Genomic DNA, 13824 nt, shown 5'->3' with positions numbered 1-13824 from the left:
CACCATTACTATCCCCTCAAAAGCTTTAAATATTTTTCTGTCACATTCATGTAACAAAGATGTTGTATGATACAATTGGTTTTTGTTTAAAAGCAATGGAGGAAAAAATATGAAAGTTTTAATTGCAGATGACGAACAAGATATGTTAAGAATTTTAAAAGCTTATTTTGAAAAAGAAGGCTTCGAAGTTTTATTAGCGAAAGACGGAGAGGAAGCACTTCAAATGTTTTATGATGAAAAAATTGATTTAGCAATTTTGGATTGGATGATGCCGAAACATAGTGGTATTACTGTCTGTCAGGAAATAAAAAAGAATTCAAGCGTAAAAGTGTTAATGCTTACGGCGAAAAGTGAAAGCGAAGATGAATTAGCAGCGCTTCAAAGTGGGGCAGATGAGTACGTAAAAAAACCATTTCATCCAGGAGTACTAATTACACGAGCGAAAAAGCTTATTCAGCATGATGATATTATTCAAGTACAAGATGTAAAGATAAATTTCGCCAAAAATAAAGTATATAAAAATGATATAGAGTTAGAAATTACAAAAACAGAGCTCGAATTAATAAAATGCTTTTTAAATCATAAAGGAACGATTTTAACTCGTAAAAAATTGCTAGATATTGTATGGGGATTTGACTATTTTGGAGAAGAGAGAACTGTTGATACACATGTAAGAAGGCTGCGTAAAAAAATTGGAGAAAATATTATTAAGACGCATCGCGGGCTGGGCTATAGTTTGGAGGAACAAAGTGAATAAACTTGGAAAAAAGTTATTTTTCAGTATTTCTGCAACTGTTATTCTCATCTTTATGATTTCGTTATTATTCATTAACAATCTCTTACCGAACTATAATATTTATAAAACACGTGAAAACTTAAATAAATTTACAACACAAATACAAAATACAACAGTGGAAAATATAGAGGATGTTATTCATACAATTGAAAGTGAAAACAACGTTACAATTGCGTATACGCCAATTAATCAGTCAGAAGATGCTATGAACGAAGCATTACGCATGCAACTTACGAAAAAGAAAGTGACGTTAAATAAGCTTTGGATTACGAAAGACGAAGTCATGAAAGTGAAGACGGAAGGGCAATCGAATAAACTGTACGATCAAGGAAAGGTAAAAGCGAGTTTTTTTGCTAAATATATTGCGAAAGATGATACGATAATTTTAATTGGGACTTCTATTGCGAATTCAAATGAAATTATAAGTACGTTAAATACATTTTACTTATACATCGTATGTTTCTCGCTGCTTCTTATTATTTTACTTGTGTGGATACTTTCAAAAATAATAACGACGCCACTGAAAGAGCTAAGTGATGTAGCTCAGGATATTTCACATTTGCAGTTTAAAAGAACGAAAGTGAAAACGAATGATGAAATAGGAGAGTTGGCCAATAGTATTAATATCATGAGCGAAAAACTACATGAAGCACATCAAGATTTAACTGATCGTAATGAACATTTAAAACGATTTATGGGTGATGTGACGCATGAATTAAAGACACCGATCGCATTAGTAAAAGCATACTCTATGGGGATTAAAGATAGACTAGATGATGGGACTTACGTAGATACAATTATTAAACAAACAGATCAAATATCAAACTTAATTGAAGAACTATTACGATTTTCTAAACTAGAAAGAGATATTTTACAAAAAGAAGAATTCCCTATTGAACCACTGGTCCAGAGTATATTAGATAAGCATCAGATTGAACTGGATTCGAAAGAAATTAACTTGCAAGTAAACTGTAATACGAGCGATACAATCGTTTATGCAGATTTAAATAAAATGAGAATGGTATTTCAAAATTTAATTTCTAATGCAATAAAATATTCAGCAAATCAAAACATAATAATTACTTTAGAAGATAGAAATAAAAGTATATATTTTCAAATAAAAAATGGCATTCATACGGAAAAAATTAAAGATATCGATAAAATTTGGGAGCCTTTTTACGTACTAGAATTTTCTCGTAGTAAAGAAAAATCAGGTACAGGATTAGGACTAGCGATAGTGAAAAGTATTTTAGAAAGACATGGTTTTGAATATGGAGTTTCCTCTATAGATGGAGAAATTCAATTTTATATAAATGTGAAAAAGGATTAATGAAAATATTAGTCCTTTTTGCAGCTTTAGAGGTTAGCGATACAGGATGAATCACCATAATTTTCAAAATTGATGTATTAAATGGAGAATTAGCAAATGTTCTACTTTCATTAAATTCACGTGAAGTTCACAGGGAAACGTTACATTTACATAGTTACATTTGAATTTAATGAAGTGAGGTATTCGGATTTGAAAAGAAAGAAATTAGTAATAGGTAGCATTTTAATGGGGATGACGTTATCTTTATCCGCATGTGGTTCATCAGATAATATTGTAACTACAAAATCAGGAAGCATTTCAGAAAGTGATTTTAACAAAAAATTAAAAGAAAACTACGGTAAACAGAATTTATCTGAAATGGTAGTAGAGAAAGTATTAGATGATAAATATAAAGTTACGGATGAAGAGGTAACGAAACAACTAAAAGAATTAAAAGACAAGATGGGCGATAATTTTAATACATATATGGAATCTAATGGTGTGAAAAATGAAGATCAGTTGAAAGAGAAATTAAAGCTTACTTTCGCTTTTGAAAAAGCTATTAAAGCAACCGTAACGGAAAAAGATTTTAAAGATCACTATAAGCCAAAGCTTCAAGTTAGCCATATTTTAGTGAAAGATGAAAAGACAGCAAAAGAAATTAAAGAAAAATTAAATAGTGGCGAAGATTTCGCGGCATTGGCTAAACAATATTCAGAGGATCCAGGTTCTAAAGAGAAAGGTGGAGAACTATCTGAATTTGGACCAGGTATGATGGTGAAAGAATTTGAGGATGCTGCATATAAGTTAGAAGTTGGTCAATTGAGTGAACCTGTTAAATCTTCCTTCGGATATCATATTATTAAGTTAACGGATAAAAAAGAGCTTAAATCGTATGAGGAAGAGAAAGAGAATATTCGTAAAGAATTAGAACAGCAACGTATACAAGATCCTCAATTCCATCAACAAGTTACTAGAGATCTGCTTAAAAATGCAGATATAAAGGTATCTGATAAAGACTTGAAAGATACCTTTAAAGAGTTAGAAAAATAATAAATGGAATGTAAGACAATCGATAGAAATATCGGTTGTCTTTTCCTCTATTTATCCCGCTATTTGCCGGGCAGTAAGACCCCCACCTCAAAATTCAGTGGAAGCAAAGAAGTTAGACGGGGGCCCTGCTGCTCGTAAACGCCCGATTGGTGAGTGCTGATTACAGTTTCACTTTATAAAGAAGGGGGGAGTGGGAAAATACTTTCACACCTGCATTAAATTTTACTTAATAAGAAATCTTTGAGTTTCTCAACTTTTATATAAAAATAAAACTGAATTTTCAGTTATTTTTTATATAGTAAAAGAGAACGAATAAGGGGAGGGAACATTTTGAGTAAAAAGAAAATGGCAATTACACTGTCAGCAATGCTATCTGCAACAATTATACCTAGCTTTACTATGGATGTGCATGCAGAGAAGAAGGAAGAGACTAAAAATACGAAAATTGAATTAGAAAATGGGATGATAAAGCCGATTTATTCTCTCGATGAAGCTATTATCGAAAATTTATATGTAGAGACAGAAGTTGATAGTGATCGCGACGGTAAGAAAGACAGAGTATCGATAAAAGTTATGCGTCCAAAGACAGATCCGAATGTGAAGGTTCCTGTTATTTATGAAATGAGTCCATATCGATCTGGATTAAAAGATGTTCCTGTATATAATGTAGATGAAGAATTGTATGCGTATGAAGGAAAACCGTATGGAGCAGTTAATCTTGGTTCGTATGGGAACTATTACGTGCCAAGAGGTTATGCAGTTATTCTAGGCGAAAGTATCGGTACTGGAAAATCAGATGGATGCCCTACAACTGGAGATGAACAAGAAATACTCGGTACAAAGTCTGTTATTGATTGGGTAAACGGTCGCGCGAAAGCATTTACAGAACAGGGTGAGGAAGTTCAGGCAAATTGGTCTACAGGAAATGTAGGTATGACTGGAGTTTCTTATAATGGTACATTACCAAATGCTGTTGCGACTACTGGAGTTGAAGGTTTAAAAACAATTATTCCAATCGCAGCAATTAGTAGTTGGTATGATTATTATCGTGCAAATGGTGCAGTCATTGCTCCAGGCGGATATCAAGGAGAAGATACAGATAATATGGCAGAAGCAGTACTGACAAGAAAGAATCCAGAAGTTTGTGGTCCGATAATGACAGAACTTACTGCTGGACAAGATCGGAAAACGGGTAATTATAACGATTTTTGGGATAAAAGAAATTATGTAAAAGCGAGTGTATTTGTTGTTCATGGTTTAAACGATTGGAATGTTAAAACGAAACAGTTCGCACAATGGTGGGATGCTCTTGGAGAAAATGATGTACCTCGTAAAATGTGGCTATATTAAGGTGGACACGGTGGGACATCAAGTAATAACTGGCAGCAAACACAAAATAAATGGTTAGATTATTGGTTGTACGGAATTGAAAATGGAATTATGGATGAACCAATGGTTGATGTGCAAAGAGAAAATAAATCGTGGCAAAAGATAAAAAATTGGCCAGATCCAGCGGCTGTACCTTCAAAAATCCGTATGTATTTAAGTAATAAATCAGTCAATTTGCGACTAAGTATGGGATCGGTTAATAAAGTTTTCTCATTCGTAGATGATGCACAAATAAAATCAAATCAATTAGTAGCAAACCCAGAATTAGAAGTAGCCAATCGATTAGTATATACAATGCCTGTACTGCAAAAAGATACGCGTATAAGTGGTATACCAAAGATTTCAATTACAGGAAATATTGATCGATCTGTATTAAATTTAACAGCATTACTTGTTGACTATGGAGGAGCGAAGCCGGAAATCGTAACGAGAGGCTGGATGGATCCACAAAACTTAAAGAGTATAGAAAATTCAACAGCGATTCAACCGGGCAAAGATTATGCATTTACATGGGACATGCAGCCAGATGATTATGTATTTAAAGTGGGGCATCAAATCGGAGTTGTTTTAATTGCAAGTGATTATGATTATACAATTAGACCGAAAGCTGGAACGAAACTTACAGTGAAATTAAGTGAAGTGACATTGCCGATTGTGAAATAAATATTTTTTCTAAAGAGCTTACTAAAGTAAGCTCTTTAATTTACAGTCTGAATTTTTAATTTTTATATTTCAAATTGGAAGGTTATGTAATACAATATCATTATATTCTATGGAAAGTGAGTGATATATTATGACAGTCAGCTCTTTCAAAATCTCATTAAAATTCGAGGTACAGGAAGATTAGTTGAATTGAAATCTTCCGTACGTAAAAACGGAGGAGAAAATAAATGTTTAGTTTTTATAGTACACTTTGTACGGAACTGTATGATTACACAAAACCAGTCGGTTATTCTTTGAATGGTGATATTGAGTATTACAAAGAACGTTTAAAAGATTGTAGAGGAAGAATCCTCGAAGCTGCAGTAGGTTCAGGGCGTGTCATCATTCCACTTCTAGAGGCTGGTTTTACAGTAGATGGGATAGATTATTCACCTGAAATGCTAGATTCTTGCCGTAAGCGCTGTAAAGAGAGAGGCTTACATCCTAATTTATATGAAGGAAGCTTGCAACAATTATCACTTCCGCATAAATATGAGGCAATTATCATTCCTACTGGATCTTTTTGTTTAATTGAAAATCGTGTCGATTCTATAAACGCATTGAAATATTTTTATGAACATCTTAATCCAGGCGGACGATTAATCGTAGATATTATGCTTCCGTATGACTGGAAGACTGGGGAAATTCATACATCGACTTTTTCTTTGCCGAGCGGAGACGGAATCACATTAGAAAATAAATCAATTGAAATAGATTGGCTGAACCAAGTTACTGTATCATATTTGAAATATGAAAAGTGGAGTAAAGGACAGTTAGTACAAACAGAACTACAACGCTTTGCGGTACGTTGGTATGGAATAGAAGAGTTTAAACTTCTGTTAGAAAGTATAGGTTTCTCTAATATTACTTGCTCTGCTGAATATGCTTATAAAAACGAACCGTCAAATGCAAATCAAATGTTTACTTTTGAAGCTGTGCGAAAAGAATAGAACTAATACTATGAATAAAAAAATAAGGCAATCGATTAAAAATCGGCTGCCTTATTTTTAATTTTATGTAATTGTTTATAGAGAAAGATCGGAGGGAAATAAATGAAACTTATATTAATATTTGGCCCACAAGCAGTTGGGAAAATGACAGTGGGTCAAGAATTAGCAACATTAACCGGTTTAAAACTTTTTCATAACCACATGACAATTGATTTAGTAAGTCCAATTTTTGATTACAGTACGACAGAAGCAAAAAGGCTAGTAAGTTTATTTCGTAATGAAATATTTGAAGAAGTATCTAAAAGTGATTTATCTGGAATGATTTTTACGTATATATGGGCATTTGACCTCCAATCGGATTGGGATTATATACATTATGTAGAAAGTATTTTTGAATCAAAAGGTGGGACAGTGTATTTTATAGAGCTGGAAGCGGAATTAGATGAAAGATTAGAACGGAATAAAAGTCCGAATAGATTAGAACATAAACCGAAAAAAAGAGATATTGAGTGGTCTCAAAATAATTTGAAAGAGACGATGAAAAAGCATAGATTAAACTCTCTTCATGGTGAAATTGAAAAAGAAGAGTATATAAAAATTAATAACACGTATTTGAGTGCAAAAGAAGTAGCGGAAATGATTAAAGAGAAGTTTCAATTGTAAAATTTTTGAAGTCTATTTCGTTTCCATTGTCTAAGCATTCTCCTACTAATTACATATACTATTTATGTTAAAATCGGTCGCTATTTTAATATATATAACTATACAGGGAAGAGGAGAGAATAAATTTGGAAAACGTAGAACAAGATAGAATTGAAAATCAAGTGTATTCAAATCGTGTAGTAAGATCAGAATTTGATGCGAATTGGGAAACTTGTATATCAAAGAGTGGTTATGTAATTTATGTAGCAACAAGTAATAATGCTGAAGTAATAGTGCTTCTTCAAGTAAATTATTAATTTTTAAAAAAGGCGGTAAAGTAGTAGTAGGTGGCGGTGGAACAAGTCATTACAGTAAGCCGCATATTGCAATAAATATTTAAGGTAAAACATGTTAATTGAGAAGAAGCTGGAAAACGGTTAGTCATTCATATTTAGAGAATGACTAACCGTTTTTAAATGTGGTTTTTGAAGAATTATATAAGCAATATAAAAAGCATTTCCTATTTCGGCAAATGCTTTTTATATGTTATAGTATAATAGTGTCCTAAAGTAATGTTATTTTAATATATTTCAAATTTTGTTGTGTATTATTTTTATATTAAATTAGCACTAAAGTATTTTTTTATATAAGGAGTAATAATTAGAGAAATGAAAAATATAGACTTTATACTAGAAAGTGATGAGGCATTAAAACCGTCTGAACGATTAGTGCTATTATTATTAGAGAAGCATAGAATGTTATATACGAACGATCTATTGGCATTATCAAATTTATCATATAAAACATTAACAGATTCATTAACGGCGCTTGTTTTAAAATCGTATGTGTTAAAGGAAACAGGTAAGGGAAGAAGACAGAATTGCTATAGATTAGTATGATAAGGCAGCTGTTTTAGAGAATTTTACATATGTTTTTTTCAAACGTAAGGTGAAAAAAGTTTTTTGTTTTCAAACGAAAAACTCAATATAAGAGGGACGAAGATAGTGGCGTTTCATTTTTGTAAACGTAATTATTTCTTCATTGAAAATACAAAAAAATAAACCGCATAAAACAGAAATAAAAAAACAATCCATTTTAAAAATGGATTGTTTTTTATTGGAATAATATTATTTGATATGTTGAAAGCATGAATAGCAGAATAAACATTACCTGTTTTATTTCATGCAACTGAACAAATATGATGAAAACTATGTGTATAGTTTTTTGCTTGCTTTTTCAGTAACTCTAATGAAATCATGGTCTTCATTGTTTAAAGGCAGTATTTTTAACATTATTGCTATTCAGCATTAAGCACAAAAAGGGATATATAATATTATTATGTAAACTTAAGGTTTTAAAAGGAAAATGTAATAATTAATAGAACATGTAGAAGGAGATGCTTAAATAGTTTGAAGGATGGGAGATTATTATGGAGCATTTACAATCAATAGCACAAGCTGTTATAAGTGGTCATAAGAGAAAAGTAGTGAAGTTTATAAAGGCGAGTCCAAGTATTGTTAACGAATGTAGTGAAGATGGCTGGACACCACTTCATTTAGCAGCTTATTTTGGACAAAAAGAAATAGCGAGTTTTCTTTTAGAAAGCGGTGCAGATATACATAGTAGAGCGAAAAACGAAAATGAAAATACGCCTTTGCAAGCAGCAATCGCGAACAAGCAAAGTGAACTTGTTGCTTTCTTAATTGAAAAAGGATCAAATGTAAATATTATGCAAAGTGGTGGCTGGACAGGACTTCACGAAGCGGCATTATTAGGAAATGAAGAAATAATTATGCTACTCCTTAAAAATGGAGCTAATAAGATGATAAAGAAAAATGATGGGAAAACAGCGTATGATATTGCATTAGAAAAAGGATATGATCACCTTTTACATCATTTGAAACAGGAAGTGAACTTATGATGAATAAATGGAGTGTTGGTATATTTTTATTTAATGAAGTAGAAGTGTTAGATTTTGCAGGACCATTTGAAGTTTTTTCTGTAACTGAGGTGAATGAAGAAAAACCATTTACTGTTTATACAGTTAGCGAGAATGGAGAAATGATTACAGCAAGGAATGGATTGAAGGTACAGCCAGATTATAGTATTGAAAATTTACCACCAGTGGATATTTTAATAATTCCGGGTGGGCTAGGTGCTAGAAAATATGAAATAAAAAATGAAATAGTAATAAAATGGATTCGCCAACAAATGAAAGAAGTAAAGCTGATGACTTCAGTTTGTACAGGAGCGTTATTACTGGCGAAAGCAGGTTTACTGGAAGGGTTAAAAGCAACAACACATTGGGCTAGTATTGAAAAGTTTAAAAATGAGTTTCAAAATGTTGAAGTTATAGAAAATGTAAAGTTTGTAGATGAAGGACATATTATAACATCTGCCGGAATTTCAGCTGGAATTAATATGGCATTTCATATTGTGAAAAACTTGTTAGGTGTGCATGTTGCGGAGGACACAGCGAAGCGAATGGAGTATGATATTAGTTTGCCAAATTAAAAAGCCCGGATTGGGCTTTTTATATTGAATGAATATAGTTAAGCTCTTCATCACTCAAAATAGGGCGAACAGATGCATTTGCATTTTCTTGTGCTTGCGTTCCTGACTTCGCACCAGGAATTACAACACTTACTGCCGGATGAGAGAGTACATAGCGAAGTGCAAGTTGCCCTAGGGTCTGATTTTTTTTTGAGAGCAACCGAAGTTTCTCTACGGTTTGTAAGTCTTCTTGAAACCAAGTTTCATTTGGCCAATCTTTGCGTAAATCTCCATCTGGAAAAATTGTTTTATTTGTAAATTTTCCAGTTAAAATGCCCATTTTTAATGGACCACGAATAACAGCCCCTAGATTTTTCTCTTGTAAGAATGGTAATATATCTTTTTCTGGTTTTCGATTTAATATATTGTAATCAAGTTGTACGATATCAATTTCGTTGTTGTTATTGAAATGATGAATGTATTGTAAATCATGAGTCGAAACACCGACTGCTCTTACTTTGCCATCACGTTTTAATATGTCAAATGCACGTAGAAATGCTTCTGTTTCTCTACGATTATGCCACCAAATATGACAAAAATAAAGATCAATATAATCTGTTTGAAGACGTTGTAAACTTGTTTCAAATACGGCGATGATTTTTTCAGGAGTATCATATACAGGAACGCCATTAGTGTCGTAGTGATGTCCGATTAAACCACCTTTCGTTGATAGTATAATATCATTACGATGTCCTTTAATCGCGGTAGCCACCAACTTTTCACTATGTCCTAAACCATACACATCCGCAGTATCAATAAAATTCACACCACACTCAATGGCTTTTTTTATAGCAGTTATAGATTGTTTATCGTTAACAGGTCCCCATTCATCACCACCGATTGCCCATGCCCCAAAACCTATTTCAGAAACAGTTATTCCAGTGTTACCTAATGTGCGGTAATGCATATTTCCCCTCCTTGTAAGCATGTTATAACATGGATATGTAGGGAAGGAATTTTGTGTGTGAAAAAACTCTTCTACAATAGTAGAAAAAGAATTACAGAAACTACTATTTTATAGCAGCATGTATAAAAAAAATCGGTGTAAATATGGAAATGTCGTCGAATGCTATCTTTAATTGGTTAATTTATGGGATATTTTTGTGAAGGAGTTTATTTTATAAGAATAGAATTTAGTTTAGTAAGAAAACGTGCCGATGGTAGTGAAAAATATGGGTTAGGGGGATTTGAATGAGGAAACTCAAACGAGTAAATGTTCCTAATATACCAGAGCAGTTATCACAACCTAGTGACAAGCGTAGGATAAATAAAAAGAAGTTAAGGCGACTTATTTTAATGGTCCTTTTTATTGCAGCAACTACTCTGTACGTTCAATATATTTTAACGAAACAACAAGAAGTAATTGATAAGAAGAAAGGTACGATTACGGATCAAAAGGAACAATTAGTATCTTTAAAGAAAGATAAAGATTCTTTAAAGACTAACATAGAAAATTTAACAGACGATGAGGAAGAAATTTTGAAGTTTGCGAGAAAAGAGTATCAATTTTCTAAGTCAAATGAAACTATATTTGTGATGCCCAAGTAATGAAAAAAATAGTTAGCCGTCGCTAACTGTTTTTTTTATGTATGAATGTAATGGTACAAGGAATAATCACATATTGTAAAAATGAAGAGTTTAAGCTATTTTCATAGATATGGAATATGCACTAAAATAAATGTTGTTAAAATTCTGTCAATTATATTATAATACAAGGTAAGCGGATACATTTTTTAATCAACGTTGAGTTCCTCGCTCATACGACTATTAAGAAACCCGTTATCCTCGTATACGAAAGGAAGATAGCTGTTGTACGCTTCAAATACAATTTATATCGTAGGGGATGCGAAAGCACCTCAAAATAATCCCATTACTGAAAAGTTTAAAAGCTATTTCGTAGCATTTGTACTTGTTAAGGATACAGGGGAAATTGTAGATGTAGACTGCTCAGCGACAATTGCATTAACATCTCAATTTGTTAAATATTTATTTCTACATAAAAATATAAATGACCCGGCGTTAGTAATGGAAGTAAAGAACCGATATTTCGGCTCTTCTCAAAAAGCGTTACTTGTAGCGCTAAAAGATGCACAGAAAAAATATAATCAGATTGCTGCTTTGTCTACTCAATCATAGACAAAATCCAGCCGTAAGAATCATTCTTATGGCTGGATTTTTTTATTTCACATTATCATCCTACATCAAAAGTAAACGGAAACAAAGTAGAGAGATAGGAGAGTAAATGCCCAATAGGTTTACTTAATAATCTGTGGGTATAAATCTCCGGTGGATTAAAATTTCACTTCATTGGAGAACGAAAGGATGAACAAAATGAAAATTACAGATGTAAAAGTAAATCGTAGACGTGTAAAACTTCATACACCGTTTAAAACCGCGCTTCGTACTGTAACAGAAATTGAAAGTATAGATGTTTATATTCATACAGATGAAGGAGTGATTGGTAAGGGAGCTGCAGCCGCAACGCCAGTTATTACGGGTGATTTCACCAGTGGAATAGAAGAAGCGATTTTAGGACCGATGCGTTCATGTTTAATTGGTCAAGATATCATTCAGTTTCAGCAGTTACTACAGCGCATTCAAATGAGTTGTATTAGAAATTCAAGTGCGAAAGCAGCGGTAGATATCGCTTTATATGATGTATATTGCCAATATCAAAAGGTGCCGTTATATGCATTGTTAGGCGGGAAGAAAGAAATTTATACGGATATTACAGTAAGTGTGGATGAGCCTGTATTAATGGCAAAAGAAGCGAAGAAACATATAGAAAAAGGATTTCAAACATTAAAGATTAAAGTGGGTAAAGAGGCGCATTTAGATTTGGAACGTATTGAGGCAATTCGAAATGTGGTACCAAGAAATACGACATTACGTTTAGATGCGAATCAAGGTTGGAGTCCAAAAGAAGCGGTCTCTATCATTCAAGGGATGGAAAATCGTAATTTAAATATAGAATTTATTGAACAACCAGTACACGCGAAAGATTGGGATGGGTTAAAGTACGTCAAAGATCGTGTGCAAACGCCAATTATGGCCGATGAAAGTATATTTTCAGCAAGTGATGCATTAAAGCTCGTTCAAGGAAGATATGCAGACTTAATTAATATTAAATTAATGAAATGTGGTGGCATACGTGAAGCATGGCGTATTGCAGATATCGCAGAAACAGCTGGTGTGAAGTGTATGGTGGGAAGCATGATGGAATCTTCACTTTCCGTTAGTGCTGTTGCGCATTTAGCGGCAGCGCATCCTAATATTCATTATTTTGATCTTGATGCACCGCTTTGGTTAATGGAAGAGCCGGAAGGAATGACTTATTCTGGATCAAAGGTAAACCTTCAATCGACAGTGAATAGTAAGTCTTAGGAGAAGAGACTAGTAAACTATTTTTTTTTAGGGGGATATATATGAAAAAAGTAGGAACTGCATTTTTAACAACTTTATTTATATTTTCATCGTTTACATCGGCAAATGCTGAAGAAAAGAAGGATAATAAAGCATTTATAGATGTATCTGCTGCAACGTTATGGACAGCACCTGATGCATTAAGGCCAATCGATACACCGAGTGCAACAAATCCAGTGGATCTATGGAAATGGACGAAATCAATGACACTTGACGAGAAACTATGGTTAACAAATGCAAATAAATTAGAAACACAAGCGTTACTCGGTCAAGAAGTAACTGTTATTGATAAGAAAGGCGAGTGGGTGAAGGTATTAGTGCATGGACAGCCAACGCCACGAAATGAAGAAGGTTATCCGGGCTGGATGCCTGAAAAGCAATTAACATATAATCAAGAATTTGCAGATAAAACAAATGAACCTTTTGTGTTAATAACAAAGCCAACAGCGATTTTATATATAAATCCTTCTGAAAAACATAAATCACTTGAAGTCAGTTATAATACAAGACTGCCGCTATTAAGTGAAGACACAATTTCATACCGTGTATTGTTGCCAAATGGTCAGAAAGCATGGCTACGAAAAAATGATGGAACAGTTTACCGCTCTCAAACTGATATTCCAAAACCGACCGCTGATGATTTAATTAACACAGGGAAAATGTTTTTAGGTTTACCGTATATATGGGCTGGTACAAGTGGTTTTGGATTTGATTGCTCTGGCTTCACGCATACGATCTATAAATCGCACGGCATTACAATTCCGCGAGATTCTGGACCGCAATCAAGAGCAGGGGTTGCAGTTGATAAAGAAAACTTACAAAAGGGAGATTTAATTTTCTTTGCACATGATCAAGGGAAAGGTAGTGTCCATCACGTTGCAATGTATATTGGTGATGGCAATATGATTCACTCACCAAGAGCTGAAAGGTCGGTAGAGATTATACCACTAAATACACCAGGATATATAGAAGAATACGCTGGTGCTCGTCGTTACTTACCTTAAAAA

Annotated in this window: 13 protein-coding genes and 2 pseudogenes; 14 read left to right on the top strand and 1 reads right to left on the bottom strand. The window is 33.3% G+C overall.

Translation table 11 applies throughout. The features are described from left to right. Window positions 1-109: 109 nt before the first annotated feature. From CN409_RS08420 to CN409_RS08375, 10 genes and pseudogenes are all read left to right on the top strand, one after another. Window positions 110-757: a response regulator transcription factor gene (locus CN409_RS08420; protein ID WP_000865984.1), complete on the top strand. Its 648-nt coding sequence runs from the start codon at window positions 110-112 to the stop codon at window positions 755-757. Further along, window positions 750-2126, top strand: coding sequence for a sensor histidine kinase (locus tag CN409_RS08415; protein WP_097981626.1), 1377 nt, complete (start codon window positions 750-752; stop codon window positions 2124-2126). Before CN409_RS08420 ends, CN409_RS08415 begins: the two co-directional genes overlap by 8 nt. Before the next feature lie 189 nt (window positions 2127-2315). Beyond that, window positions 2316-3158 carry a peptidylprolyl isomerase PrsA gene (locus tag CN409_RS08410; RefSeq protein WP_015945822.1) on the top strand — a complete coding sequence of 281 codons (843 nt, stop codon included), beginning with the start codon at window positions 2316-2318 and terminating at the stop codon, window positions 3156-3158. Between the two features lie 330 nt (window positions 3159-3488). After that, window positions 3489-5210: pseudogene (locus tag CN409_RS08405) on the top strand (Xaa-Pro dipeptidyl-peptidase). 227 nt (window positions 5211-5437) lie between these two features. Continuing rightward, on the top strand, window positions 5438-6199 hold the full coding sequence (locus CN409_RS08400; protein WP_000490920.1) for a class I SAM-dependent methyltransferase: 762 nt from the start codon (window positions 5438-5440) through the stop codon (window positions 6197-6199). A 102-nt stretch (window positions 6200-6301) separates the two neighbouring features. After that, a complete protein-coding gene (locus tag CN409_RS08395; RefSeq protein WP_000767068.1) occupies window positions 6302-6862 on the top strand; it encodes an AAA family ATPase in 561 nt (186 codons plus the stop codon). Between the two features lie 125 nt (window positions 6863-6987). Beyond that, window positions 6988-7241: pseudogene (locus CN409_RS08390) on the top strand (hypothetical protein). A gap of 268 nt (window positions 7242-7509) precedes the next feature. Then, on the top strand, window positions 7510-7740 hold the full coding sequence (locus tag CN409_RS08385) for a hypothetical protein (protein ID WP_000789031.1): 231 nt from the start codon (window positions 7510-7512) through the stop codon (window positions 7738-7740). A gap of 530 nt (window positions 7741-8270) precedes the next feature. Further along, window positions 8271-8762 (top strand): ankyrin repeat domain-containing protein, encoded by a 492-nt coding sequence (locus tag CN409_RS08380; RefSeq protein ID WP_097981625.1) that lies wholly within the window; start codon window positions 8271-8273, stop codon window positions 8760-8762. After that, complete coding sequence (locus tag CN409_RS08375; RefSeq protein WP_000981426.1) at window positions 8759-9355, top strand: DJ-1/PfpI family protein; 597 nt, start codon at window positions 8759-8761, stop codon at window positions 9353-9355. Before CN409_RS08380 ends, CN409_RS08375 begins: the two co-directional genes overlap by 4 nt. Before the next feature lie 19 nt (window positions 9356-9374). On the opposite strand, the gene CN409_RS08370 is transcribed toward CN409_RS08375, so the two are convergent. Further along, window positions 9375-10301 (bottom strand): aldo/keto reductase, encoded by a 927-nt coding sequence (locus CN409_RS08370; protein WP_000559372.1) that lies wholly within the window; start codon window positions 10299-10301, stop codon window positions 9375-9377. Window positions 10302-10585: 284 nt separating this feature from the next. Here CN409_RS08370 and CN409_RS08365 point away from each other — a divergent pair, with 284 nt between their 5' ends. The 4 genes from CN409_RS08365 (at window position 10586) to CN409_RS08350 (ending at window position 13821) form a co-directional block, all read left to right on the top strand. After that, window positions 10586-10942 (top strand): FtsB family cell division protein, encoded by a 357-nt coding sequence (locus CN409_RS08365; RefSeq protein ID WP_001228728.1) that lies wholly within the window; start codon window positions 10586-10588, stop codon window positions 10940-10942. A 261-nt stretch (window positions 10943-11203) separates the two neighbouring features. After that, entirely contained in the window at window positions 11204-11530 is a 327-nt protein-coding gene (locus CN409_RS08360) for a DUF3870 domain-containing protein (RefSeq protein WP_000271316.1), read from the top strand. Between the two features lie 186 nt (window positions 11531-11716). Further along, window positions 11717-12778: a dipeptide epimerase gene (locus tag CN409_RS08355; RefSeq protein ID WP_001038454.1), complete on the top strand. Its 1062-nt coding sequence runs from the start codon at window positions 11717-11719 to the stop codon at window positions 12776-12778. A 41-nt stretch (window positions 12779-12819) separates the two neighbouring features. Beyond that, the gene (locus CN409_RS08350) at window positions 12820-13821 is read left to right on the top strand and encodes a C40 family peptidase (RefSeq protein ID WP_000755414.1); all 1002 of its coding nucleotides are present in this window, start codon (window positions 12820-12822) and stop codon (window positions 13819-13821) included. Window positions 13822-13824 lie beyond the last annotated feature (3 nt).

The organism is Bacillus sp. AFS012607 (assembly GCF_002558005.1).
GTDB lineage: Bacteria > Bacillota > Bacilli > Bacillales > Bacillaceae_G > Bacillus_A > Bacillus_A thuringiensis_S.
Note: the sequence above shows the minus strand (reverse complement) of the source record. Positions and strands in the feature narration are given on the sequence as shown.

Excerpts from the sequence above, each read along its gene's own strand:
- CN409_RS08400 (WP_000490920.1), top strand. The coding sequence starts at position 5,438 with ATGTTTAGTTTTTATAGTACACTTTGTACGGAACTGTATGATTACACA.
- CN409_RS08375 (WP_000981426.1), top strand. The coding sequence starts at position 8,759 with ATGATGAATAAATGGAGTGTTGGTATATTTTTATTTAATGAAGTAGAA.
- CN409_RS08365 (WP_001228728.1), top strand. The coding sequence starts at position 10,586 with ATGAGGAAACTCAAACGAGTAAATGTTCCTAATATACCAGAGCAGTTA.
- CN409_RS08350 (WP_000755414.1), top strand. The coding sequence starts at position 12,820 with ATGAAAAAAGTAGGAACTGCATTTTTAACAACTTTATTTATATTTTCA.
- CN409_RS08380 (WP_097981625.1), top strand. The coding sequence starts at position 8,271 with ATGGAGCATTTACAATCAATAGCACAAGCTGTTATAAGTGGTCATAAG.
- CN409_RS08355 (WP_001038454.1), top strand. The coding sequence starts at position 11,717 with ATGAACAAAATGAAAATTACAGATGTAAAAGTAAATCGTAGACGTGTA.
- CN409_RS08370 (WP_000559372.1), bottom strand. The coding sequence starts at position 10,301 with ATGCATTACCGCACATTAGGTAACACTGGAATAACTGTTTCTGAAATA.
- CN409_RS08395 (WP_000767068.1), top strand. The coding sequence starts at position 6,302 with ATGAAACTTATATTAATATTTGGCCCACAAGCAGTTGGGAAAATGACA.
- CN409_RS08385 (WP_000789031.1), top strand. The coding sequence starts at position 7,510 with ATGAAAAATATAGACTTTATACTAGAAAGTGATGAGGCATTAAAACCG.
- CN409_RS08420 (WP_000865984.1), top strand. The coding sequence starts at position 110 with ATGAAAGTTTTAATTGCAGATGACGAACAAGATATGTTAAGAATTTTA.